This window comes from Alistipes indistinctus YIT 12060 (assembly GCF_025144995.1).
Classification (GTDB): domain Bacteria; phylum Bacteroidota; class Bacteroidia; order Bacteroidales; family Rikenellaceae; genus Alistipes_A; species Alistipes_A indistinctus.
In genome coordinates this window covers 1,744,372-1,768,338 of the sequence record NZ_CP102250.1, presented here as the reverse complement: position 1 = coordinate 1,768,338, position 23,967 = coordinate 1,744,372, and the positions used below count along the sequence as shown (strand labels likewise).

Sequence of the window (23,967 nt, the reverse complement as noted above, 5' to 3'; positions counted from 1 at the left end):
GAGGATTATTGCCGAACTAAATCCAGGGCCCGCAGGAACGTCGAGGCGGTCCACCCCATCATGATGCTGCAGGGGTATTCGCTGTCGTTGATCTGTCCGTCGCGGGTGTATTTTTCGTAGAGGAATCCCGGATGACGCGTGCCGTCTCCGTATTTGAACGGCCGGTGCGTAGCCGGTTGCGGATCCAGGAAATTCGAAGTAACGGTGTTGAGCCATTTGAGGGCTATGCGTTGCGCGGCAGCGTCATAACCGTAATTTTCGAGCGCACCCATCGCGAGGAACTGTACCGGGGCCCATACCGCCCCGTCGCCCCACTGGTAGAGGATCGGCTGCTCGGAACGCTCGCAGACGACCAGTCCGCCCGGGGAGTCGAACATCGGCAGGTTTTCCACGATCCGCGCTGCCTCCTGCTTCGATGCGAAACCCCAGTATAACGGCATGACGGTGATGACCGAGGCAATGGGACTGTGGCGCTTATTGACAAAATCGTAATCGAGGTAAAGTCCCCGCCGGTCGCTCCACAGGTATTTGCGGATCAGCGCCGCACGTTTGTCGGCGCGTTTTTCCCAGGCGCGGCCGTCGGAAATGCCCAGTTCGCGTTCGAGCCGGCCGAGCTCTTTCTCGTATTGGTAGAGGTTCGAGTTCAGGTCTACCGGAATGAAATCCATGCACCGCCCTTCGAAACGCGGGTTGAAATCCATCGTTTCGGCTTCGGCGAGCCGATGGCCCGCGATGCGGATCTTTTCGCTCGCAGGCACATTTTTTTCGAGGTGGAAGCGTCTCTGCAACACTTTGTCGTAAAAGCTGACCAGCGTGGCCGAATCGGAATGGTGTCCGTAGCGTTGCAATCCTTCGACCGGGGTCGAATGGTCTTCAATCGTATTGCCGTTCGTATTGGTCCAGAACTCGTATTCTTTCAGCACGGCGTTGTAGGCGCGGCGCAGCCATGCGGTGTCCTTTTCCGGGGCTTTGTCGTAGTAGCTGCTCACCATCATGCCGAAATAGGGAGTCATGCTGCGGTCTTCGCCCCACCCATTCGCGTTGGGAATGAAACCGAGTTTCTCTACCTCGTAGATGAAGTTGTCGACATTGTTGCGGGCCTGTTCGAAAAATCCCTGCCGCATCAGCCCTTCGTTGATAAAATAGAGGTCCCAATAGTATAGCGTTCCGGGGTTCAGTGCGTAACAATAAGGTTTGGGCAGCGACGGCATGGTGTCGACAAAGTCGTTCCAGTTGTCACGGATGTAGTTTTCAATATCGCTCCATTTCTCGGGATGGACGGGCTTGGGAGCCTCTTGCGTCTGCGGGCGGGCGGTAAAGGTTGACAGGCAGAAAATCGCTGCCAGGGAGAGTTTGGCAAGGTTCATCGGTGTCTGGTTTAGGTGAGGTTTTGACGAATTGAACAAAGATAAACAAATTCCGGGACAGGGGTAGCGCCCGTTGAATGAAATATCTCGGCAGCAAATCACGTTTTATCGGTAATTCCGATTAAAATTGTAACTTTGCTCCGAAAAACTTTACATGCGGTTATGGCCCAGAAACTGATCGACAAATTACAGACACCCAAGGCGATAAAATGGTTTTGGATCCTGCTCGCGTCCCCTGTGGCGCTGATCCTGTTGTTGCTGTTGTTGATCGGAATCGGCGTGTTCGGCAAGTTGCCTACTTTCGAGGAGCTGGAGAACCCGAAAAGTAACCTGGCTACCGAGATTTATTCGGAAGACGGTAAAATGATCGGCAGTTTCTTCGTGCAAAATCGCTCCTACTGCGATTATGACGAACTTTCGCCGAGCCTTGTTGCGGCATTGGTCTCAACCGAAGACATGCGTTTTTATTCCCATTCGGGTATCGATTTCATCTCCCTGGCGCGTGTGGCCGTACGTACGATCGCACTGGCCCAGTTCGGACAGGGCGGCGGCAGTACGATCTCGCAGCAGTTGGCCAAGAACCTCTACCCGCGCGATACCGCGGCATACAACAATCCGATCTCGAAAGGATCGAAGTTGGTGATTTCGAAGCTCAAAGAGTGGATTACAGCCGTCATGCTCGAGCGGAACTATACCAAAGAGGAGATTATAGCGATGTATCTCAATACGGTGGAGTACGGCAGCAACGCGTACGGCATCAAATCCGCCGCCCGCACTTTCTTCAATAAACTCCCCTCGGAACTCAACGCAGAGGAGTCGGCGATGCTGGTCGGAGTCGTGAACAAGCCCACCCGTTACAGTCCGGTGCAAAATCCCGACCGGGCCCTCGCACGGCGCAACCTGGTAATTGCGCGGATGAAGCAGCAGGGATATATCGACCGCCATCAGCGCGATTCGTTGCAGGCCCTGCCTATCGACCTGGACTACCATCCGGTATCGCACAACGAGGGTACGGCTACCTATTTCCGCGAGATGCTGCGCATGGTGATGACCGCAAAGCGCCCCACGCGCAACCAGTTCCTGAACGAATGGGATTACGATCAGGCCGTTAAACAGTGGGATACCAATCCGTTGTATGGCTGGTGCGTCAAGAACGTCAAATCCGACGGCACGCCCTACAACCTCTACCGGGACGGTCTGAAAATTTATACGACGATCAACGCGACGATGCAGGAGTACGCCGAGGATGCGCTTGTGGCTCACATGAGCAAGGAGATCCAGCCTACGATGGACCGTCAGGTACGGGCGACCAAACGCCTGTTCAACGACATAGGCAAGGATGAGATCGACCGCATCATGCGCAATGCGATGCGTCAGACCGACCGTTACCGCGCACTCAAAAACGACGGGGCATCGGACGAGGAGATTATGTCCGAATTCAAAAAACCTGTCAAAATGAAGGTCTTCTCGTACAAGGGCGAACGTGATACAACCATGTCCCCGTACGATTCGATTCTCTACCACAAACAGATTCTCCGGGCATCGTTCATGGCGATCGACCCTTCGACGGGATATGTGAAAGCTTACGTCGGCGGTCCGAATTACCGCTATTTCAAATACGACATGGCCAAGCAGGGCAAGCGCCAGGTGGGTTCGACGATCAAGCCGTTCATCTATACCTTTGCCATCGCACACCTCGGATACGATCCCTGCACGCTGGTGCCGAATCTGCCCGTGACGATCGAAACCGATAACGGGACGATCTGGCAGCCCAAGGAGGCGGGCCGGGTCGAGTATACCGGTGAGCTGAAGCCGCTCTGGTGGGGGTTGGCCAACAGCCGCAACAACTATTCGGCCTGGATCATGAAGCAGGCGCGGCAGCCGCAGGCGGTGGCCGACTATATTCACAAAATGGGTATCAAAAGCTATATCGACCCGGTCTATTCGCTCTGTTTGGGGACGCCCGATTTCTCCCTGTTCGAACTGGTCGGCGCTTACGGGACATTTGCAAACCGGGGCGTATTTACCGATCCTATTTTCGTGACCCGGATCGAGGACCGTAACGGTAACGTACTGGCTACGTTCGCTCCGGCTCTGCAGGATGCGATCAGCGAACAGACCGCTTTCACGATGCTCGGTATGATGAAGAATGTCGTTACGTCCGGAACCGCGGGACGCTTGCGTTGGATGTACGGTTTCAAAGCCGATATGGCCGGTAAGACCGGAACTTCGCAGAAGAATTCCGACGCCTGGTTCATGGGCGTGACGCCGAAGATCGTAGCCGGCGCATGGGTTGGCGGTGAGGATCGCAGCGTGCACTTGAACGGAGCCGGGGACGGTGCCCGTGTGGCATTGCCGATTTTTGCCGGATTCATGAAAAAAATTTACGGCGATCCTTCGCTCGGCGTGAGTGAAAGCGACCTTTTCCCGGTGCCGGTCGGTGCGGTGGTCTACCAATGCAATGAAGAGAAAGGAACGGCTACGGCGGTTCCCCGTGAAGAAGACGAGTTCTTCGATTGATGTAAATATTCGTTTGTTTTAAAACAGGAAAGAAAATATTTTAACAAATAGTTTTATTTTAATGTAACGGTGCTATATTTGCCGTGTGTATTCCATGGGCAATGCATGGAAAAGTAACCGTCGCGGTACGCCGGACATAATTTCAGAGAGCATATGAAAGTGGCGATTGTTGGTGCAAGCGGGGCCGTCGGCCAGGAGTTCTTGCGGGTGTTGGAGCAACGTGAATTTCCCATCCGGGAGTTGTTGCTGTTCGGTTCGGAACGTAGTGCCGGACGAACCTACAAGTTCCGCGGTAAGGAGATAGTCGTGAAACAGCTTGCCCATAACGACGATTTCAAAGGGGTGAGTATCGCTTTCGTATCGGCGGGAGCAGGTACTTCCAAAGAATTTGCCGGGACGATTACCAAGCACGGAACGCTGATGATCGATAATTCGAGTGCTTTCCGCATGGATGACGAGGTGCCCCTGGTGGTACCGGAGGTCAATCCCCGCGACGGAGTCAATCCCCCGCGGCGAATCATTGCCAACCCCAATTGCACGACGATCCAGATGGTTGTGGCACTGCAGGCGATCGAGAAACTGTCGCATATCCGCCGGGTGCGTGTGGCGACCTACCAGTCGGCCAGCGGGGCAGGGGCCGCGGCGATGGACGAATTGGCCGAACAGCATGTCCAGCTCGTGCGCGGAGAGGCACCCACAGTCAGCAAATTTCCCTTTCAGTTAGCCTATAACGTCATTCCTCAGGTGGATGTATTTACCGGCAACGGTTATACGAAGGAGGAGATGAAGATGTACAACGAGACCCGCAAGATTATGCACTCCGATATCGAAGTGAGTGCGACCTGTATCCGGGTACCGGTGATGCGTGCGCACTCCGAGGCGGTATGGCTCGAAACGGAGCGTCCCGTATCGGTCGAAGAGGCCCGCAAAGCATTTTGCCGTGCCGAGGGAATCGTGCTGATGGATGAACCCGACCAGAAGAAATATCCGATGCCGTTGTTGCTGGCCGGCTGCGATCCGGTCTATGTGGGCCGTATCCGCAAGGATATTACCGACCCGAACGGACTGGCCTTCTGGTGTGTCAGCGACCAAATCCGTAAAGGAGCGGCACTAAACGCGGTCCAGATAGCCGAATACCTGGTAGCTAACGGTCATGTCAAATAAGGCGTTCCATTGCGCAGTTCTTAGCTGTTTCAGGGAAGAAAAGAAAATCCCGGCGCTACGGCCGCAGGTGGACTGATAATCGATTAAATAGAGTAAAACAGAGGCATCCATGCGGATGCCTCTGTTTTGTTATTAGGTACAGGCCGATTTTGGCCTGGTTTTCCGGGTAATCTGCTTATCGGACCGGCTCCGGATAGACTACCGGACTCTCCGTTTGAAAACCCATGCGTCAGGGAAAGATGCGGAGCATTGCCGTTTGAGCCTGTTCGCCTCCTGCTCTGAAGCCGACAGTGAGGTATAGACCATGATTTTGCCGTTACCCAGCGGCAGTTTGTGGAAAGTGAGCGTGTTGTCGGTTTTTTTTGCTTGTCCGATAAACTTGTTCGCATTTTCATCGGTGCTGTACGTGCCGATAACTACGTAATAACCCGTTTGTCCCGCTGCAACGCTTGAGTTCGCTGACGGGGCCGTAGGGGCTGTTTTCGACGCTGTCTTGGGAGCTGCCTCTGCCGTTGTAGTCCTTGTGGCAGCCGGAGTTGTACTTCCCGCGCTCTTTTCGGCAGGTTGCGGTTGCGTTTCCGGTGTAACGACAGGGGAGTCGAAAGGCGCATCCGGGCCGATGGCCGTGTCTTTTGGCGTGGAATCGGATGCGGTTGCCGGGATTGCTTCCGTAACCGTTATCTGCTCCTCTTCTTCATAAGGGTAAGTGCTGTGGTTCAGCAGTGTGATTGCTCCGATTGAAATCGCCCCTCCGGCTACCACGGCTCCGATGACCCACAGTAGGATCTGGCGGATTTCCATCTGACGCGGCAGCTTCACGGGAGCGGGATTTACCGGATTGAGTATTTCGTTGAGTTCGGCGGCAGCTAAAAAACGTCCGTCGCGAATCTCTCCCACCGAGTCGATCCGGACGACTCCGTCGGTACGTGCGGCGGCCAGCCAGCGGCCGTAAATCTCCCAGGCTTGCGCTTCGTCTTTGTTGCTGCTCTGTGCGATCAGTGTAACGATGCTTGTGAATTCGGGAAATTCAGACTCTGCATAAATTACCAGATTTACTGGTGGGGTGAGCACACTCTTTTTCTCGATCACGGGTGCCCGCATAATGACTTTCAGCGAGCCGATATCGGGCAGGTTAATGCTCTGGCGGCGAACCAGGGCATTGAATATGAGCATACTGATTGGGTCCATGGTCTCTGTTGTTATGGGGGTTCTATTTTCGTTTCGCAGGGGTGCCGGAAAAACTCTTTTTCAGCGGTGCGGGATCGAGCGGAGGTTTGCGCAATGCGCACCAGAGGATCACGATACCGGTCAGGATAAACGGAATACTTAACAGCTGTCCCATATTCAGGAGCATATTCACTTCGAAGTCTTCCTGCGGATTCTTGATGAATTCGATCAGGAACCGTGTCCCGAACAGCACGATCAGGAAGAATCCAAACATCAGGCCGGGACGCCGGCGGGCGGTGTCTTTTTTGTAGTACATCCACCACAGGATAATGAACAGCACCAGGTAGCAGAGCGCTTCGTAAATCTGGGTCGGGTGCTTGGGCAGTGTTTCGCCGTCGCGGACGAAAATAAATCCCCACGGCAGCGATGTGACGGTACCATAAATTTCGGAGTTCATCAGGTTTCCCAGCCGGACGGCCACCCCGCTGATCGCCACGGCGATACTGATGCGGTCGAGCGACCAGATATAAGGCATTTTATTCTTGCGCGAAAAGAGCCACAATCCCAGCAGCAGACCGAAAGCGGCGCCGTGGCTGGCCAGCCCCCCCTGCCGGATGTCGAGGATTTCGATCGGGTGCGTGAGGTAGTAGCCCGGGTCATAGAAAAGGCAATGTCCGAGCCGCGCGCCGACGACCGTCGAAATTACGCCGAACCAGAAGATCGAGTCGAATGCCTTTTCGCTCAGCCCTTCGCGCTGCATGATGTTGTGGAAAATGTAAGCGCTTATCCCTAGCGCTATCGCCCACAGCAGGCCGTAATAGCGAATTTCGAACGAGCCGATGTGCAGCAATGCGGGATTTACGTCCCAGGTAACGAAAAGCGGCAGGAGATGTTCCATAGTCAATTAAATCTCAACAAATATAGTGATTTTCTCCCACCGACAAATTTTCAGGGGGTTCAATTTTCACGGAGGAAGGAGAAAGGACGACCGCACGTCGGGAAGGGTGTCAGCCTGCGGAAGCAGGGGTATTGGCCGGACGCTGCGGATGGATGGCCCCTTTGGCCAGTGCGAATGAAAACGTGCTCCCTTCGCCGGGTTTACTGCGCAGCGTGATTCCTTGGCCGTGTGCGTCGAGGATATGTTTTACGATGGCGAGGCCCAGTCCGGTTCCGCCCTGTTCCCGCGAACGGCTTTTATCGACGCGGAAAAAGCGCTCGAAAACGCGCGGAATGTTCTTTTCCGCAATACCTACCCCGTTGTCGGCCACTTCGATCATTACCCGGTCGAACATGTCGATGAAACTGATCGTGGTGCAACCTCCTTCGCGGCCGTATTTGATCGAATTGGTCAGCAGGTTGGTTACGACCTGGCCGATTCTTCTCCGGTCGGCGAAAACATATACGGGCGGCTGGGATACGCCAGAGCCGACTTTGACGGTGATGCGGTGTGCAGTGGCCTCCATTTCTACGGCATCGGCGATTTCGTGCACCAAGGCGACGATATCGAAACGTTCCTGGTCGAGGACCAACATGCCCGATTCGAGTTTCGATATCTCTTCCAGGTCCTGCACGATATTGATCAGCCGGTCTATGCTTTTTTCGGAGCGTTCCAGGTATTTGCGGTTGATGTTTTTGTCCTCCAGTCCGCCGTCGAGCAGGGTCAGGATGTAGCCCTGTACCGTAAAAATAGGGGTTTTGATTTCGTGCGACACATTGCCGAGGAACTCTTTGCGGTATCGTTCGTTCTCTTTGAGCCGGGCGATTTCCTGTGCATTTTTTTCGGCCCAAAGGTTCAGTTCGTCCTGGATCTCTTCGACCAGATCGCCTGCAGGCGGCAGCTCGTGCGTTTTGACATTTTTGGAGAGCAACACCTGATAGATCGGTTTGATCCGGTAACGCACGAACAGGTTGAAACAGAAACGGGCCGTGAGATACATGACCGTGAACACGCTTCCCGTGACAATCAGGATGCGCGGCAACCCGAGGTTGAGCAATGTGCCGCACCCGATACTCAGTGCCGCAGCCATTGCTGCGACTCCGAGGGCCGCTCCCGCAGTTGTCCTGATTTTTAATTTCATACGTTTCTCCCGGTTCTATTTCACCCGGTATAGCTGCATGAGTTTGGTGATGTACTTGCCGACGATGTCGAACTCGAGGTTTACGGTCGTTCCCACCCGGAAGGTGTGGAAATTGGTGTGCTCGTGCGTGTAAGGAATGATCGCGACCTGAAAGGAGTCCGGCTGCGAATTCACGACGGTCAGGCTGACGCCGTTGACTGCTACCGATCCTTTTTCCACCGTAATGTTGCCGGCAGAGGAGTCGTACTCGAAGGTATAGTACCAACTCCCGTCAGCCTCGGTAATTGCGGTGCAGCGAGCCGTCTGGTCGACATGGCCCTGGACGATGTGTCCGTCAAGCAGGGCGTCGGGGCGCATGCTTCGTTCCAGGTTGACCAGATCGCCTTCGCGGAGCTCTCCGAGATTGGATTTGATCAGGGTTTCGCGGATAGCCGTCACGGTGTAATGCGGCGCTTCGAGTTCGACGACCGTGAGGCAGACGCCGTTGTGCGCGATGCTTTGATCAATGCGCAACTCCTGTGTAAACGGAGCTTCGATCGTGAAGTGTTTATTGCCCTGCTCTTCGCGGACGGCAATGACCCGTCCGGTAGCTTCGACGATACCTGAAAACATGGTTGTGCGGTTTTAATGTGATACTGTACTTGTTGTCCGCGGGTCCTTTACCCAAATGTCAGGACCCGGGATCACGAGGAATTCCTTCGGTGTCCCGGAGCGGCCGGGCATCCCGGAAGACAAAGATCACAAAATTTTCTTGATAATAATCCCGCGGACGATAAACAATTTTTCGATGGAGCTTTGTTTAATGGAGATGGGGTCGTACTCTTCGGCGTTTCGCGGCAATAGCAGCAGTTCGTCCGCCTGCTCCGAGCGGCGGATGATACGGAACCCTTTGAATGCAGCGGATATAATCAGGTAAGATTCGCCGGGAACGACGGCTTTGACATCCCATTTTTTCAGCAGCACGATGCTGCCGGCCGGTATGTCTGGCTGCATGGCGGTCCCGAGCGCCATGGCACTCAGGTCGCAATCGTTGAAAATGGGCACGTTGATATAGAAAAGAGGCGGCGGTAGCTGCTGCTCGACTGCCACGGTCGCGTCCATGCCGTAATAGGGGATGCCGCTGCCCGATCCGGTTACCGCTTTGTTGCCGATCAGCATTTCACCTTCGCCGGTGAGCAGCCAGCCCTTGCTGACGCTTGGATATTTGGCTGTAATCAGTTCGGCCAGGTCGCGGCTGATACCGTTGTTGCCCTTTTTGATCTGGTATAGGTTTTCGCTCCGTTTGAGCCCAATGGTCAGCGCGAACGAGTTGATGGACAGCCCTGTCCATTTGATAACCCGTTCGAGTCTACGCCATTTTTCTGACCTGAGGGTGTTGTCTGACATACGGATATAGAAGTGTTAATAGGTTTCACAAAATGTAAAATTCGCTACCGGTTGTTATAAAGCCGTCCGAGGACATCGGCAAGCCGGATCGTGCGCCGGAAAATCAATTGAAAATTTGTATTAACGGTAAAAAAGTTGCACCTTTGCATCCACAGTTTTCTTGCCTCCGTAGTTCAATGGATAGAATGGCAGATTCCGGTTCTGCTGATATGGGTTCGATTCCCGTCGGGGGTACTAGCCAAGTATTTCGAAAGGCTGTGTTCTGCAACCTTTTGCGGATATGAAGTAATCCCCGGAGTTGAAACCGGCTCCGATTCTTTCGGGGAATTTCCTAATCATTATCATACCATTTCTCCAGTTGTGCGCCGCAGCACGGTGGTCGGACAGACTTCCGCAACTTCACGATTCCTGTCAAAGGTGATGCCGGGATGTATCCTTATTGTCCGGATAGTCGGTAACAAAGCGTATACAAATGGCCTGATAGTGTAATATCGGGTGTTTGTGTCTGTCTTTTTTTGTCACGGATGTACATAAGGCAAACGAAAATCGATATTTATCCTTTAAAATTCTTTACGATTCCGGCTTAAATAGCGTATTTTTTCGTCTTTTGTGGCGAAAATAGTAAAAAAATATCAAATTAAGTCGGGATAGCGAGCCTTTTTGGCGTATTATACAGTCGTATTTTCTTTTAAGAATAGGCTGAAAGCGATACTGTGCGGGCTCTTCAGGTATGTGTCTATATTGCTCTGTAAGCATTCAAAATGGAAGGAATGCCGTTTATGCAGCTTTTAAAAATTGCTGATTTTTTATACAGCTGTTTCGTAAAACGGAACAAATTTTAGCCTGATTACGGATCGGTATATTGATCTTTAGAGAGGATAAATGCGTCTGATTGTAGTATGTGTATTCCGGGTTTTTGGTTGCAAGCAGGCCTTCGGAATGGCTCGTGAGTGGTATCCGGATATCTAATGTTTACGGCCCGGCAGACTTGCCGGGCCGTAGCCGATAGGAAGCGCATACAGGGAAATGACGCTTGCTTTGGATTAAAGATGCATAAATGCTTCGATGTCATTTGTGGTCGCAGGTGCCCGGCGGTTGCCGAGCATGCGGTTGCCTTCCGGGGTAATCAGCATGTCGTCTTCGATGCGTATTCCACCGAAACCGAAATACTCGCGAACTTTGGCAAAATTGATGAAGCCTCCGCCGAGACCTTCCTTTTCCCATTTTTCGACCAGCGCCGGGATGAAGTAGATGCCCGGTTCTACGGTCATTACCATGCCTGGAGCGAGGCGCTTGCCCATGCGGAGCGATGATAATCCTGGCGTCTCGCTGCGCAGCGTTTCGTCGTCGTACCCGACGTATTTCTCACCGATGTTTTCCATGTCGTGTACGTCGAGTCCCATTTGGTGCCCGAGCCCGTGCGGCATAAACAAGGCCTGCGCCCCGCAGGCTACGGCCGCTTCCATGTCGCCCTGCATCAGTCCGAGCTCCTTGAGCCCGTCGGCGATGATGCGTGCGGCGGCATTGTGCATTTGCCAGTAAAAAGCGCCTGGCCGGGCCAGTTCGAACGTGCGGGAATTGGCTGCCAATACAATATCGTATATGTCTTTTTGCCGGACGGTGAATTTGCCGTTGACGGGGATCGTACGGGTAAAGTCGCTGCAATAGTTCATGTTGGTTTCGGCGCCCGCGTCGACCAATAGCAGGCGCCCGCCTTCGAGTACATTCCCGTGATAGTGGTTGTGGAGCGTTTCGCCGTTCTGGCTTACGATCGACATGAACGATACGCCCGCGCCGTATTGCAGCGCGATGCCGTCGATAGCTCCGGCGATCTCTTGTTCGACGACTCCCGGCCGGCACATTTGCATTACTTGCAGGTGCATTTTGGTGCCGATCGTGCAGGCGCGTTCGATCTCCGCGATTTCCTCCGCGTCTTTGATTTCGCGCAGTGCGACGACCGTTTTAGCCAGCGGAACCGAGACGTATTGCGCTAATGCGTCGGGACGTATGCCGAGCAGATCGCTTAACATCAGTGTCGTTTCGCCACGATAAGGCGGCAGGAAATGGATGCGGCGTCCGGCGGCGATTGCCGTACGGATCGTTTCGGCCAACTCGTTCAGTCCGGCAGTCCGGGTCACGCCCGCTTTAAGCGCTTGGTCGGCGAGCGAAGGCTGCGGCCCCATCCAGATAATATCGTCGATGGTATAGTCTTCTCCGAAAAGCATATCTTCGCCGGAGTCTGCGTCGAGTACTCCGGCATAACCGGGATGGTTCAGTCCGAAAAAATAGAGAAAAGTGCTGTCCTGCCGGAACGGGAAAGTGTTGCCCGGATAGTTGGCAGAGGATTCGTGGTTACCCGGCAGCAGGATGAGGCCTCCGCCGAGACGTTTGCGCAGCTCGTTGCGGCGCCGTGTATAGGTTTGTGCTTCAAACATATCGGATAATTTTCTAAAATTCAGGAACAAGGTTGCGGGTGTGAAATTGCCGTTCCCGCTTTTGTTTTGTAGGCGGCCTGCCTTGCGGATGAGATTGCCTTGTTGTGCCCCAAGTGCGACCCGGTACTCTTTTCCGGCCATGAACAGGCGATCTTCCCGGTCATGGGGATGCTTCCGGAGGCCGTTTGCCCAAAAGTACGAAAAACTTGCGGCAATCTTGTTATCTTTGCTCTCAAAAATAGCGAGAGATGACCCCGATAGATACAACGTTGATCCAGGTGATCGCCTCCCGGTGCGGCGTTACGGTGCGGCAGGCCGAACATACGGTGCAGCTGCTGGCGGAAGGGGCGACGGTTCCTTTTATCAGCCGCTACCGCAAGGAACGGACCGGCGGACTCGACGAAGTGCAGGTAAGTGCAGTGAAAGAGCAGTTCGAACGGCTCTCCGAACTGGAAAAGCGAAAGGAGACGATTCTCGCTTCGATCGACGAACAGGGCAAACTGACGCCCGAATTGCGCATGAAGATCGAACAGTGTTACGAGGGCGCCCCCTTGGAAGACCTTTACCTTCCCTATCGTCCCAAACGCCGGACCCGTGCCACGGTAGCACGGGAAAAGGGGCTCGAACCGTTGGCCGCGATGCTGATGCGCCAGGACGGTGCACGACCCGACCGGCTCGCGGAACGTTTCGTGGGCGGGGAGGTTCACGATTTGCAGGAGGCTTTGGATGGTGCCTGCGATATTATCGCCGAATGGGTCAGCGAAAGCGAAGCGGCCCGCAGTGCCATGCGCCGCCTGTTTACCCGCGAGGGGGTGATCTCTGCGCGCGTGGTCAAAGGCAAAGAACAGGAAGGAGCCAAATATTCGGACTATTTCGACTGGTCGGAACCGTTGCGCCGGGTGGCGGCCCACCGTCTGCTGGCGATGGTTCGTGCTGAGCGGGAAGGATTTATCAAACTGTCGGTGTTGCCGGATGAATCTGCTGCGGTGGAGCAGCTGGAGCGTATTTTTATCAAACGGAATCCCTCCCCTGTCCGGCCTTTGGTCGAAGCGGCCGTTCGGGACGGGTACAAACGGTTGTTGAAACCGTCGATGGAGGGGGAAACGTTGACCGAGGCCAAGGCCCGCGCCGACGAGGAGTCGATAAAGGTGTTCGCCGAGAACCTGCGGCAGTTGTTGCTCGCCGCTCCGCTCGGACAAAAACGCGTGTTGGCGATCGATCCCGGATTCCGCACCGGTTGCAAGGTGGTATGTCTTGACGGACAGGGCAACCTGCTGCACAACGAGACCATTTTCCCGCATCCGCCGCAAAAGCGGGATGCGGAGGCGATGCAGCGGCTTGCCTCTTTGGTGGATGAGTACCGGATCGATGCGGTGGCCGTCGGGGACGGTACGGCCGGCCGCGAAACCGAGCAACTGGTGAGGAATGTCCGTTTCGGGCACGAGGTACAGGTATTCATGGTCAGCGAGGACGGTGCGTCGGTTTACTCTGCGTCGGCTGCCGGGCGGGAAGAGTTCCCGAATTACGACGTGACCGTACGCGGAGCCGTTTCGATCGGGCGGCGCCTGATCGATCCGCTTGCGGAGCTGGTTAAAATCGACCCGAAGTCGATCGGCGTGGGCCAATACCAGCACGATGTGAATCCGGAAAAATTACGAGGCGGCCTCGACAGCGTGGTCGAAAGTTGTGTGAACCGCGTGGGCGTGAATCTTAACACCGCATCGAAGCATCTGCTCACCTACGTGTCGGGACTGGGACCGTCGCTGGCTCAGAATATTGTCGAATACCGTGCGGCTAACGGCGATTTCGCCTCCCGGCGCGATTTGCTCAAAGTGTCGCGGCTGGGGGCAAAAGCGTTCGAGCAATGCGCGGGTTTCCTGCGGATTCCGCAGGGGAAGCATCCGCTCGACAACAGTGCCGTCCATCCGGAAGCCTATCCGGTAGTGGAACGGATGGCCGCAGATTTGGGTGTGCGGGTGCAGGAATTGCTGTCCTCCGCCGAATTACGTGCGAAAATAGACTTGAAACGGTATGTAACCGATACGATCGGACTGCCTACGCTGACAGATATCCTTGCCGAGCTGGCCAAACCGGGCCGCGATCCGCGCAGTACGATCCGGACGTTCCGGTTCGCCGACGTCCATTCGTTGGACGACCTGCGTGAAGGGATGGAATTGCCGGGGATCGTAACGAACATTACCGCATTCGGTGCATTCGTCGATGTAGGTGTTAAGCAGGACGGGCTGGTTCATATCTCGCAACTGGCCGACAGATACGTCTCGTCGCCGGGGGACGTGGTAAAATTGCACCAACAGGTGCATGTACGTGTGACCGGAATCGACCGTATGCGGGGCCGGATCAGCCTTTCGATGAAAGGAGTGTCCCACGAATAGTTTTTTTGATTATCTTGTAATACATTTGCCCGCGTGGACTTTCACTGTGGGGCGATGAAAGTTGCCGGCAAGTGCGCCGGGAGGACATAGAATTAAAACAGCTTGTAACACATGAAAATAGCGATTGTAGGAACGGGATACGTCGGATTGGTATCCGGCACTTGTTTTTCGGAGATGGGCATCGAAGTGGTGTGCGTGGATATCGACCGTGCGAAAATCGAACGTCTCCAACGCGGTGAGATTCCGATTTACGAACCGGGACTGGATGCGCTGGTGCAGAAAAACGTGCAGGCGGGGCGGTTGTCGTTCGCGACGGAACTGGCTCCGCACCTGAACGATGTCGAAGCGGTGTTCATCGCCGTGGGGACGCCCCCGGGGGAGGACGGTTCGGCCGACCTGCATTACGTACTCGAGGTAGCGCGCGAATTCGGGGCTTCCATCAATAAATACACGCTGTTGGTAACCAAGAGTACCGTACCTGTGGGTACTGCGGCCCGTATCCACCAAGTAGTTGCCGCCGAACTGGCGCGCCGGGGCGTCGAAGTGGAATTCGACGTGGCGTCGAATCCCGAATTCCTCAAGGAAGGCAGCGCGATCCAGGATTTCATGAGCCCCGACCGCGTGGTGGTCGGCGTGGAAAGCGAGCGGGCCCGGGAGTTGATGATGCGGCTTTACCGTCCTTTCCTGCTCAATAATTTCCGGGTGATTTTCATGGATGTACCGTCGGCCGAAATGACCAAATATGCAGCTAACAGCATGCTTGCTACGCGGATCAGTTTTATGAACGACATTGCGAACCTGTGCGAGTTGGTCGGCGCCGATGTGAATATGGTGCGGCGCGGTATCGGTTCCGATGAGCGTATCGGCAGCAAATTTCTCTATCCGGGCTGCGGCTACGGAGGTTCATGCTTCCCGAAAGACGTGAAGGCATTGATCCATACGGCTGAGGAGTACGGCTACCGGATGCGGGTGTTGCAGGCGGTCGAGGAGGTGAACGGCCGGCAGAAAGAGGTGTTGTTCGGTAAGCTCAAACGCCATTTCGGCGGAGATCTCCGAGGACGCAGGATTGCGCTTTGGGGGCTTGCATTCAAGCCCGAGACCGACGATATGCGCGAGGCTACCTCATTGGTCCTGATCCGCCTGCTGAACGAAGCCGGTGCGGTAGTGACCGTTTACGATCCGGTGGCTATGGATGAGTGCCGACGCGCGGTGGGCGATCGGGTGCGGTACGCCGCCGATATGTACGAAGCGGCGAAAGACGCCGATGCATTGTTGCTCGTGACCGAATGGAAAGAATTCCGAATCCCCGATTGGACGGCGCTTAAAAAAGCGATGCACTCGCCGGTGCTGTTCGACGGACGCAATATCTACGACCGTACGGATGTCCGCAAGGCGGGATTCACCTACTATTATATCGGAGGTTAACCGTTCATGTATATTAAACCGCCGAAATTCGTCCGCAGGATTTTCCCGTCGCTGGTGTGGGAGATGCCCCCGTCGGAGGAGGTATACCTTACTTTCGACGACGGTCCCACACCGGGTGTCACCGAGATGATTCTCGAGCAATTGGCGAAATACGGGGCAAAAGCGACTTTTTTCTGTCTCGGGAAAAATGCCGAAATGCACCCCGAATTGTTCCAGCGGATCGTCGCGGAAGGGCACCGGATCGGCAACCACACTTACAGCCACCAGAAAGGCTGGCGCATGAGTCTGGAAGGCTACCTGGAGGATGTAGAGTTTGCGAACAACCTGTTGCACACCGACCTGTTCCGCCCCCCCTACGGTCAGATTACTCCCACCCAGGCACGGCGTCTCAGCGAACACTATAACCTGATCATGTGGGACGTGCTTTCCCAGGACTATAACCGCCGGATATCGCCGCGTCTTTGCCTGCGCAACGTGACCAAACATGTTAAGGGCGGTTCGATCGTTGTTTTCCACGATTCGCTGAAAAGTTACCGCAATATGTCCTATGCGTTGCCCCGGACGCTCGAATTTTTGCAGGACAAGGGGTTGAAATGTGTCGGAATAGAGCTGTGATAAGGGATTGCAGTGCTTTGTAAAGTCTGATCGGTCCGGTTCTTGAATTCTGGAACTCTGAAATTTTTGAACGGGCCGGTTTGGTACGCTCGGCCATATTTCCAATGCGGTCGGCGGACGGAACCGGAAAGCAGTATTCAATCAGGAAATATGGAGAAAAAACGCAATATCATCGTAGCGGTTACCGGAGCGAGCGGGTCGCTTTATGCCCGGTTGCTTTGCCGCAGGCTGGCCGAAGCGAACGGTGTCGGGCGGATCGCTCTGATCGTGACCCGTAACGGTCTTGCCGTAAGCGCTTACGAGGATGATCCGGCCTGGATGGACGATCCGCGGTTTACCCGCTATGACAACGACGACCTGTTCGGTGCTCCGGCTTCCGGATCGTCATCTTTCGATGCGATGGTGGTGATTCCCTGTTCGATGGGCATGGCCGGACGTATTGCGGCGGGTGTTTCGAACGATCTGGCCAGCCGCGCCGCAGATGTAATGCTCAAAGAACGCCGCCGGTTGATACTTGTCCCGCGCGAAGCTCCGCTGGGTACGATCCACTTGCGTAATTTGACGACGCTTTCCGAATGCGGAGCGGTAATTTGCCCCGCAGCACCGTCGTTTTATCCCCACCCGCGGAATATCGAAGACTTATGCGGCACTATCGTCGAACGGGTACTGACCTTGTTGGACGTGGAGGTTCCGCACTATGAGTGGGGAGCTTTTCATCCGGAACCGGATCATCAATAGGCGAGCCTAATGTTAGGGGCAGATCGCTTATCCGGCATAATTCGATATTCGGCTGTCCCGTGGTCGAATATGAATTTTTCTAAAGCGGCCGGAAAATTATGCAGGAATCGTAGGCTCGGCAGGAGGGGAAGATTCCGGTATCGTCGGCCGGTACCGGCTGAACCGGCCGATCACGTCGATATCGGTCATCTCTTTGGATAACATCAGAATGGTCTTTTCGGGTACTTGAGCCAGATCCACCAGGATCAGCGCGTCGAGTCCGTCGCAGAAAGCATGGTCGGTATTGAATCCGAGTACGCGCGCCCCTACCTGCAGGTATTTTCGGATCAGGATCGGGATCGTGAAACGATTCTGTTCGATATCGCATACGATCTTGTTGATCAGCTCGATCGAATCGATTCCTTCGATCAGCGTCCCGTCAATCCGTGCCGGCACGGCGATACCTGTCCGGGGATGGATGTGTCGCGCATTTTCGCGGTCGAGATGTCGATTGCGCAGGTAGGCGGCGATCAGCAGTTTCGAGCTATTTTGAAATTCGCCCGAAATGGTGACAGGCCCCATCAGGTAACGGAATTCGTCGTGGCGCAGCAGTACGTTGAGGATGCCTTTCCACAGCAGCATCAGCGATACCGGTTTGCGTTGGTACTCGTTCACGATGAACGAACGGCCCAGTTCGATGGTCTGGCGCAGGATCAGTTCCATGTCGGCGGTCATGCGAAACAACGAATAGGTGTAGAAGCCCTTGATGCCGTATTGCTCCATGATTTGGTCGCCCAATCCCAGGCGATAGGCGCCGACGAGCTGTCCCGCCGCATCGTCCCAGATGAAAAGCTGGCGGTAGTAGCGGTCGTAACGGTCTGTGTCGATGTCGTTTTTCGTCCCCTCGCCGATTTCGCGGAAGGTTATCTCGCGCAACCGGCCGATCTCGTGCATCAGGTGCGGGATATGTTCCGGCGATGCAAAATAGACTTCGTACTCCCCGTAGCAGAAGAGCAGGTCCGTATCCCGGATGGCTTGCAAATCGTCACGCAGCAGCGCCCGGTCGATTCCCGGGGCCACCGCTTCGGCCGGACGGCGCGCCGCCCGCCGTGTAGCCCGTCGCGGACGGTGGTACAAAGGTTTCATGTATTCGACGTTCGCCCGCAGGAAACGACCGTATGCTTCGGGCGAAAGTTCGTCTGTTTTGTGGGAAACGATCGGCGAACCGATCCGCAGCCGGATCGTCCGGTCGTGTTTGTTCAGCAGTTCGTTGGGCAGCAGAGCCGTACGCAACAATGGATGTATTTTGCCGGCGAGATGGAAAAGCCTGCTGTTGCGGGCATGGATGTAGAGCGGGATGACCGGCACGGCCGCTTTGCGGATAAACCTAAGGATCGAAGGCGGCCACGGTTTGTCCTTGCACCCGTGCAATCCGTGTTGCCATGTGGAAACTTCCCCGGCGGGGAAGATGACCAGCAATCCTCCGTTTTGCAGGTGGGCCAGCGCCTGCCGCATTCCGCCGGTATTGTTCCGCTGTTTGCGGTCGAACGGGTCGACATTGATGAAATAGTGCTTTAACGGCTCGATTCGGTCCAGTAGGAAATTACCCATGAATTTGATGTCGGGGCGGATACGCGTCAGCAGGTCGATCAGCAGGATGCCGTCGAGCGCTCCGGTCGGATGGTTGGCGATCAGGATGGCTCCCCCGCCGGCGGGGATGTGCTGTCGTTCGCCCGGATCGGCTTCGTAACGGATGCGCAGGACGTCGAGTGCTGCGGCTGCGAAAGCGTTGCCGGGTATTTTCGAGTCCCGGTTGCCCGCCGGTTCATTTGTGGGTTCTGCTGTGACAGCCGTTGCCCGGGTAAGCGAATCGCTGTACAACCGATTGATGCCATGAAGACGTGCCAAACGCATAATTAGTGCTGCCTGGAGGTTAGCCAGTAGACCTTTATGGCCGAAACGGAGCTCTTCGGGAGAGACTAATTTCATAAATGCGGCGTTAGCAGATGTGTGTAGGTAAAACAAAAATACGATAATTTTTGGTACATTTATTCGCTGAAACGGGTATTTAATAAAATGGTTACATCGCAGCGCATACAGCAATTGAAGGAAAAAGTGGCCCTGTTGCCCGATTCGCCCGGGGTTTACCAGTTTCTCGGCGATGACGGCAAGGTGATTTATGTGGGGAAGGCCAAGAACCTCAAGCGCCGCGTGTCGTCTTATTTCCTTGCGCGGGCCGACCACAGCCCGAAAGTGCGTGTGATGGTCGGCAAGATCGCCGACCTGCGGCATACGGTGGTCGCTACGGAGAGCGAAGCGTTGTTGCTGGAGAACAACATGATCAAGAGCATCCAACCCCGCTACAACATCCTGCTCAAAGACGACAAAACCTATCCCTGGATCGTCATCCGCAACGAACCGTTCCCGAGGGTGCTGTCGACCCGGCGTTTCCTGCGCGACGGTTCCCAGTATTTCGGTCCTTATGCTTCTGTCTATATCCAGAAAGAGATTCTGGAAATCCTGCGCGGGATCTATCAGTTGCGTACCTGCTCGCTGAATCTCTCTCCGGAAACGATTGCCAAAGGGAGGTACAGCGTCTGTCTCGAATACCATATCGGGAACTGCAAAGGTCCCTGCGTCGGCCGGCAGAGCGAGGAAGAGTACCGCGAGAGTATCGGAATGGTCGCTTCGCTGCTCAAAGGGGATACCCGGGCGACGCGCGATTACCTGCAACGGCTGATGAACGAGGCCGCCGCCGAGATGCGTTTCGAGGATGCCGGACGGTACAAAAAGCGTTTGGACCTGCTTGCGGGTTACCAAAGCAAATCGGTGGTCGTCAGCAACACGCTCGGCAGCATGGATGTCTTCTCGCTGATTATCGACGACGGAGTGGCTTTCTGTAACTTCATGCGCATTGTTCAGGGAGCCGTGGTCAACTCGTTTACGGTGGAACTGAAACCGGGTCTCGAAGACGAGCCGCGCGACGTGCTCTCTTATGCGGTAGGCAGTATCCGCGACCGGTTGCAGGGACATTTGCAACGCGAGGTGCTGGTGCCGTTCCTGCCTGCTGAAGAGTTGTTCGAGGGAACTGCGTTCAGTGTGCCGCAGCGTGGCGATAAGCTTCGTTTGCTCGAACTTTCGGAGCGCAACTGCCGCCTTTACCGCCTCGAAAAGCTCAAGCAGATCGAGATCAAGGACCCGGCGCGGCATGTTACGCGGGTTATGGCTGCGCTCCAAAAAGAGCTGCACTTGAACGAACCGCCGCACCATATCGAGTGTTTCGATAACTCGAATCTGCAGGGGACCAACCCTGTCGCTTCATGCGTCGTATTCCGCGACGGTAAACCCTCGCGTAAAGAATACCGTCATTTCAACATCAAAACGGTGGTCGGGGCCAACGATTTCGCGTCGATGGAAGAGGTGGTGACGCGGCGTTACAGCCGCCTGCTGGAAGAGGGAGCCGAACTGCCGCAACTGATCGTCGTGGACGGGGGAAAAGGACAGTTGCGGTTTGCTTATGAAACGCTGAAGCGATTGGGGTTGGAGCAGAAGATTGCGATCGTCGGGCTGGCCAAGCGGATCGAAGAGGTCTACTTTCCGCACGATCCGATGCCTTATTACATCGACCGCAACAGCGAGGCGCTCAAAGTGCTGATGCACATCCGCGACGAAGCGCACCGTTTCGGCATCACGTTCCACCGGCAGAAGCGGTCGCTCGCCTTTATTAAAAGCGAATTGGAGCAGATTCCGACGCTGGGTGCCCGGTCGGTCGAGAAATTGTTACAGAAGTTCCGTACGATTTCGCGTATCCGCAAAGCCTCTGCCGACGAATTGGCTGAAGTGATCGGTGCGCGTCGCGCCGCCGAGGTGATCCGGTATTTTGCGGCGATCGACCAGGTGCAGGACCGGGCCCTCTCTTCCCGGCAGGAGTTGCCGGCGGTACGGCCGGAACGGAAAAACGAATAAACCCCTGCCCGGTCGGGTCCGGGACAAAGGAACGGTTTCAGACAGCCCATGGGGCGCTCTTAATATTACAAATACTACTGCCATGAATGTTTCCGAAGCACAACTCTATTATTTCTCCCCCACCCATACCTCGAAACGGGTGGGAGAAGCGGTCGCAGCCGGATTACAGGCTGCCCGGCTGGTAGAGAACGACCTGACCCATACGCCGGCGGATGATGCGATTCTGCCCTCTTCTTCCGTGGCGGTCGTTGCCGTACCCGTTTACCGGGGAAGTGTCGCTCCGCTTGCGCTCGAACGGTTGCAGGGACTTCACGGGGACGGAACGCCTGTCGTGCTGCTGGCGGTCTATGGGAACCGTGATTATGAGCATGCATTGGATGATTTGGACCGGTTCATGACCGAACGCGGTTTCGTGACGGTCGCGGCGGGGACATTCGTCGGCGAGCATTCGTACAGCACACCGCAGACTCCGGTTGCCGCCGGACGGCCCGATGTCGCCGATTTGCAGCTGGCCCGGAGATTCGGAGAGAAAGTGCGCGATAAGCTGGCCGGGTACGAGCCGGGCCGTTTCGTGCGGCTCGAGGTGGCCCGGATTCCGCGTCCGGAGCTTTCGTGGTTGGATAAATTGCGGTTTGTCTGGTACGGACTGGGACTGAAAGTTTCGAAGAAACCGATGCCGGTTGCACCGGTAACCGATCCGGGACAGTGTAACGGATGTGGTGTTTGCGCCATAGTTTGCCCGACCGGCGCGATAGCAGCCGGGAACGAATTGCATACGGATGCTTCGCGTTGCATCCGCTGCTGCGCTTGTGTGAAGAGTTGCCGCCGGATGGCCCGTTCGTTCGATACCCCGTTTGCAAAAATCCTCACCGCCTGCTGTGCACGGCCCAAGCAGCCACATGTACTGTTGTGAATTGCAAGTTATTGATTGTCAGTCAATGGCAGTTAATGAAGTGTGAAGGGCCGGTTCAATACCGGCCTTTGTTGCTGCGAAAGGCTGAATATCAGCAGGCTGATAGTTTCCCTTTCCCGGGTAATAATAAAATGTGGATAACTTAGCCGGGAGCCGCTCGCTTTTCAGGGGAAGATTCTCTTTCTTTGTACTGCATTCGTTTATAGATTGATTATGTCTTTAATTATCATTGAGTTAGAAAATATGGAATTTCATGCCTGCCACGGTTGTTATCCGTTGGAGCAGGTAGTGGGAAACCGCTTTCTGGTCGATGTGAAAATCGAAGCCGACCTGTCGAAAGCGGCGGCAAGCGATAATGTGGCCGATACGATCAATTACCTGAATGTGTTTGAAACGGTGCGCGAGCAGATGGATATTCCCTCACATATTCTCGAGCATGTAGCCCGGCGCATTGCCGATGCGATTCATCTCCGTTTCCCGCAGGCCGGGAAGGTAAGCGTGAAGGTATCGAAAATGGCTCCGCCACTCGGGGGGAAAATCGAAAAAGTTTCTGTAACCCTTGTGGAATAAGGGTTTATGCACTATTTTCAGGTGGGTGTGTTGATAAGTTATTGATAAGATTAAGCGAAGGTTCTTTTACAATTTTGGTACAGTTCGTAATCTTGTAAGGCTTGTCCGTCTACCGATAATTTGGTTTCCCGGCAGGTTGTTCCCGGACGATGTAACCCGAAAAATGAGACGATGAGAAAGATTTTCATAGGGTGCCTGCTTTTGTGGGCGGGGCACTTGTCTGCTCAGGAAAACTCCCGGGTCGCATCGCGTTATATGGACGGCCGGTCGCAAGCCGTGCTGCGCATGGAGATCGAGGACGAAGGGTTGGTAATGCCCTGTGCGACGGGACCTGACAGTTGCGATACATACGGAGCCCGCGAAGCGGTGGTCGTCGAGTATGACGGAACCTATTACCTGCACTACGACGGAGCCGGTAAAACGGGATGGCTCTCCTGCCTGGCGACCAGCAAAGACCTGCGCCATTGGGAAAAACACGGACTGCAACTGACGCTGGGCGCCGAAGGGCAGCCCGATTCCCGGTCGGCCTCTTCGCCCTGGCTGGTGCAGGACGGGAATAAATGGCACATGTTTTATGTGGGGACGCAGTTTTGCACCCCGGTACCCGACAGGATTCCGTCGACGCCTTATGTAACGCTGAAAGCCGAGGCCGACCATCCGGCAGGCCCGTGGAGGAAGCGCTATGATATCATCCCGTTCAGCAATGAGGCGGGGACCTATTACAGCGATACGGCCAGTCCGGGCGATGTGGTGGAGCAGGACGGCGAGTTCAGGATGTTTTTCGGGGCGGCGGCCTTTACCGCTCCCGGCAAGTTGGGCCGTACGATGGGTATCGCGCGGACGAAAGACCTGAACGGTTCGTGGAGAGTCGATCCGCAGCCGATCTTTCCGTCCGACGAGCAGTGTGAAAACACGTCGCTGTACTATGAAAAAAGCAATGGAACTTGGTTCCTGTTCACCAACCACATCGGGATCGATCCTGCGCATGGCGAATACACCGATGCGGTCTGGGTGTACTGGACCAAAGATTTGGATAACTGGAACAAAGAAAATAAGGCGGTCGTGATCGACCGCGACAATGCAAAAGAGGTGAAAGGCGCCATCGGCATGCCGTCGGTGATTCGGGTCGGAGACCGGCTGGCGATGTTGTACGACGGTGCTCCGGGCGAGAATTTCGGCCATATGGGGCGCGGTATTTGCCTGGCTTGGTTGAAATTGCCATTGGTTCCCCCGACAGAATGATAATATAAT

Annotated in this window: 18 protein-coding genes and 1 tRNA gene; 11 read left to right on the top strand and 8 right to left on the bottom strand. The window is 55.1% G+C overall.

Translation table 11 applies throughout. From position 1 onward, the window contains the following. Positions 1-5 precede the first annotated feature (5 nt). A complete protein-coding gene (locus NQ495_RS07465; protein WP_009133571.1) occupies positions 6-1,367 on the bottom strand; it encodes a trehalase family glycosidase in 1,362 nt (453 codons plus the stop codon). Positions 1,368-1,529: 162 nt separating this feature from the next. Between NQ495_RS07465 and NQ495_RS07460 the strand changes: the two genes are divergently transcribed. Together NQ495_RS07460 and NQ495_RS07455 are read left to right on the top strand one after the other, a co-directional pair. Then, positions 1,530-3,887 carry a transglycosylase domain-containing protein gene (locus NQ495_RS07460; RefSeq protein WP_009133572.1) on the top strand — a complete coding sequence of 786 codons (2,358 nt, stop codon included), beginning with the start codon at positions 1,530-1,532 and terminating at the stop codon, positions 3,885-3,887. Between the two features lie 153 nt (positions 3,888-4,040). Continuing rightward, positions 4,041-5,051, top strand: coding sequence for an aspartate-semialdehyde dehydrogenase (locus NQ495_RS07455; protein WP_009133573.1), 1,011 nt, complete (start codon positions 4,041-4,043; stop codon positions 5,049-5,051). A gap of 198 nt (positions 5,052-5,249) precedes the next feature. On the opposite strand, the gene NQ495_RS07450 is transcribed toward NQ495_RS07455, so the two are convergent. The 5 genes from NQ495_RS07450 to NQ495_RS07430 all read right to left on the bottom strand — a co-directional run bounded on the left by NQ495_RS07450 (position 5,250) and on the right by NQ495_RS07430 (position 9,682). Continuing rightward, on the bottom strand, positions 5,250-6,239 hold the full coding sequence (locus NQ495_RS07450) for an SPOR domain-containing protein (RefSeq protein ID WP_009133575.1): 990 nt from the start codon (positions 6,237-6,239) through the stop codon (positions 5,250-5,252). A 22-nt stretch (positions 6,240-6,261) separates the two neighbouring features. Further along, positions 6,262-7,116 (bottom strand): prolipoprotein diacylglyceryl transferase, encoded by an 855-nt coding sequence (lgt, locus tag NQ495_RS07445; RefSeq protein ID WP_009133576.1) that lies wholly within the window; start codon positions 7,114-7,116, stop codon positions 6,262-6,264. Between the two features lie 109 nt (positions 7,117-7,225). Then, entirely contained in the window at positions 7,226-8,296 is a 1,071-nt protein-coding gene (locus tag NQ495_RS07440) for a sensor histidine kinase (protein WP_009133577.1), read from the bottom strand. Between the two features lie 15 nt (positions 8,297-8,311). Beyond that, positions 8,312-8,908 carry a riboflavin synthase gene (locus tag NQ495_RS07435; RefSeq protein ID WP_009133578.1) on the bottom strand — a complete coding sequence of 199 codons (597 nt, stop codon included), beginning with the start codon at positions 8,906-8,908 and terminating at the stop codon, positions 8,312-8,314. Between the two features lie 126 nt (positions 8,909-9,034). Further along, positions 9,035-9,682: a S24/S26 family peptidase gene (locus NQ495_RS07430; protein ID WP_009133579.1), complete on the bottom strand. Its 648-nt coding sequence runs from the start codon at positions 9,680-9,682 to the stop codon at positions 9,035-9,037. A gap of 162 nt (positions 9,683-9,844) precedes the next feature. On the opposite strand from NQ495_RS07430, the gene NQ495_RS07425 reads away from it, so the two are divergent. Continuing rightward, positions 9,845-9,916, top strand: a tRNA-Arg gene (locus NQ495_RS07425). 809 nt (positions 9,917-10,725) lie between these two features. Here the strand turns inward: NQ495_RS07425 and NQ495_RS07420 are convergent. Continuing rightward, the gene (locus tag NQ495_RS07420; RefSeq protein ID WP_009133580.1) at positions 10,726-12,117 is read right to left on the bottom strand and encodes an aminopeptidase P family protein; all 1,392 of its coding nucleotides are present in this window, start codon (positions 12,115-12,117) and stop codon (positions 10,726-10,728) included. 248 nt (positions 12,118-12,365) lie between these two features. On the opposite strand from NQ495_RS07420, the gene NQ495_RS07415 reads away from it, so the two are divergent. The 4 genes from NQ495_RS07415 to NQ495_RS07400 all read left to right on the top strand — a co-directional run bounded on the left by NQ495_RS07415 (position 12,366) and on the right by NQ495_RS07400 (position 17,288). Beyond that, positions 12,366-14,510: a Tex family protein gene (locus NQ495_RS07415; RefSeq protein ID WP_009133581.1), complete on the top strand. Its 2,145-nt coding sequence runs from the start codon at positions 12,366-12,368 to the stop codon at positions 14,508-14,510. Between the two features lie 111 nt (positions 14,511-14,621). Further along, positions 14,622-15,935 carry a UDP-glucose dehydrogenase family protein gene (locus tag NQ495_RS07410; RefSeq protein WP_009133582.1) on the top strand — a complete coding sequence of 438 codons (1,314 nt, stop codon included), beginning with the start codon at positions 14,622-14,624 and terminating at the stop codon, positions 15,933-15,935. Between the two features lie 6 nt (positions 15,936-15,941). Continuing rightward, positions 15,942-16,550 carry a polysaccharide deacetylase family protein gene (locus NQ495_RS07405; protein WP_009133583.1) on the top strand — a complete coding sequence of 203 codons (609 nt, stop codon included), beginning with the start codon at positions 15,942-15,944 and terminating at the stop codon, positions 16,548-16,550. Between the two features lie 150 nt (positions 16,551-16,700). Further along, positions 16,701-17,288 carry a UbiX family flavin prenyltransferase gene (locus NQ495_RS07400; RefSeq protein ID WP_009133584.1) on the top strand — a complete coding sequence of 196 codons (588 nt, stop codon included), beginning with the start codon at positions 16,701-16,703 and terminating at the stop codon, positions 17,286-17,288. A 96-nt stretch (positions 17,289-17,384) separates the two neighbouring features. Here NQ495_RS07400 and NQ495_RS07395 read toward each other — a convergent pair whose 3' ends face one another. Then, entirely contained in the window at positions 17,385-19,256 is a 1,872-nt protein-coding gene (locus tag NQ495_RS07395) for a lysophospholipid acyltransferase family protein (RefSeq protein WP_009133585.1), read from the bottom strand. An 87-nt stretch (positions 19,257-19,343) separates the two neighbouring features. On the opposite strand from NQ495_RS07395, the gene uvrC reads away from it, so the two are divergent. The 4 genes from uvrC (at position 19,344) to NQ495_RS07375 (ending at position 23,958) form a co-directional block, all read left to right on the top strand. Then, the gene (gene uvrC / locus NQ495_RS07390; RefSeq protein ID WP_009133586.1) at positions 19,344-21,233 is read left to right on the top strand and encodes an excinuclease ABC subunit UvrC; all 1,890 of its coding nucleotides are present in this window, start codon (positions 19,344-19,346) and stop codon (positions 21,231-21,233) included. Between the two features lie 82 nt (positions 21,234-21,315). Then, positions 21,316-22,146: a 4Fe-4S binding protein gene (locus NQ495_RS07385; RefSeq protein WP_009133587.1), complete on the top strand. Its 831-nt coding sequence runs from the start codon at positions 21,316-21,318 to the stop codon at positions 22,144-22,146. Between the two features lie 243 nt (positions 22,147-22,389). Further along, positions 22,390-22,716 (top strand): dihydroneopterin aldolase, encoded by a 327-nt coding sequence (gene folB / locus NQ495_RS07380; RefSeq protein ID WP_009133588.1) that lies wholly within the window; start codon positions 22,390-22,392, stop codon positions 22,714-22,716. 171 nt (positions 22,717-22,887) lie between these two features. Next, complete coding sequence (locus NQ495_RS07375; RefSeq protein ID WP_009133589.1) at positions 22,888-23,958, top strand: glycoside hydrolase family protein; 1,071 nt, start codon at positions 22,888-22,890, stop codon at positions 23,956-23,958. Positions 23,959-23,967 lie beyond the last annotated feature (9 nt).

Coding starts and splice junctions, on each gene's coding strand:
- NQ495_RS07415 (WP_009133581.1), top strand. CDS start 12,366: ATGACCCCGATAGATACAACGTTGATCCAGGTGATCGCCTCCCGGTGC.
- NQ495_RS07400 (WP_009133584.1), top strand. CDS start 16,701: ATGGAGAAAAAACGCAATATCATCGTAGCGGTTACCGGAGCGAGCGGG.
- NQ495_RS07410 (WP_009133582.1), top strand. CDS start 14,622: ATGAAAATAGCGATTGTAGGAACGGGATACGTCGGATTGGTATCCGGC.
- NQ495_RS07375 (WP_009133589.1), top strand. CDS start 22,888: ATGAGAAAGATTTTCATAGGGTGCCTGCTTTTGTGGGCGGGGCACTTG.
- folB (WP_009133588.1), top strand. CDS start 22,390: ATGGAATTTCATGCCTGCCACGGTTGTTATCCGTTGGAGCAGGTAGTG.
- NQ495_RS07440 (WP_009133577.1), bottom strand. CDS start 8,296: ATGAAATTAAAAATCAGGACAACTGCGGGAGCGGCCCTCGGAGTCGCA.
- NQ495_RS07430 (WP_009133579.1), bottom strand. CDS start 9,682: ATGTCAGACAACACCCTCAGGTCAGAAAAATGGCGTAGACTCGAACGG.
- NQ495_RS07460 (WP_009133572.1), top strand. CDS start 1,530: ATGGCCCAGAAACTGATCGACAAATTACAGACACCCAAGGCGATAAAA.
- NQ495_RS07455 (WP_009133573.1), top strand. CDS start 4,041: ATGAAAGTGGCGATTGTTGGTGCAAGCGGGGCCGTCGGCCAGGAGTTC.
- NQ495_RS07435 (WP_009133578.1), bottom strand. CDS start 8,908: ATGTTTTCAGGTATCGTCGAAGCTACCGGACGGGTCATTGCCGTCCGC.
- NQ495_RS07385 (WP_009133587.1), top strand. CDS start 21,316: ATGAATGTTTCCGAAGCACAACTCTATTATTTCTCCCCCACCCATACC.
- NQ495_RS07465 (WP_009133571.1), bottom strand. CDS start 1,367: ATGAACCTTGCCAAACTCTCCCTGGCAGCGATTTTCTGCCTGTCAACC.
- uvrC (WP_009133586.1), top strand. CDS start 19,344: ATGGTTACATCGCAGCGCATACAGCAATTGAAGGAAAAAGTGGCCCTG.
- NQ495_RS07450 (WP_009133575.1), bottom strand. CDS start 6,239: ATGGACCCAATCAGTATGCTCATATTCAATGCCCTGGTTCGCCGCCAG.
- NQ495_RS07405 (WP_009133583.1), top strand. CDS start 15,942: ATGTATATTAAACCGCCGAAATTCGTCCGCAGGATTTTCCCGTCGCTG.
- NQ495_RS07420 (WP_009133580.1), bottom strand. CDS start 12,117: ATGTTTGAAGCACAAACCTATACACGGCGCCGCAACGAGCTGCGCAAA.
- NQ495_RS07395 (WP_009133585.1), bottom strand. CDS start 19,256: ATGAAATTAGTCTCTCCCGAAGAGCTCCGTTTCGGCCATAAAGGTCTA.
- lgt (WP_009133576.1), bottom strand. CDS start 7,116: ATGGAACATCTCCTGCCGCTTTTCGTTACCTGGGACGTAAATCCCGCA.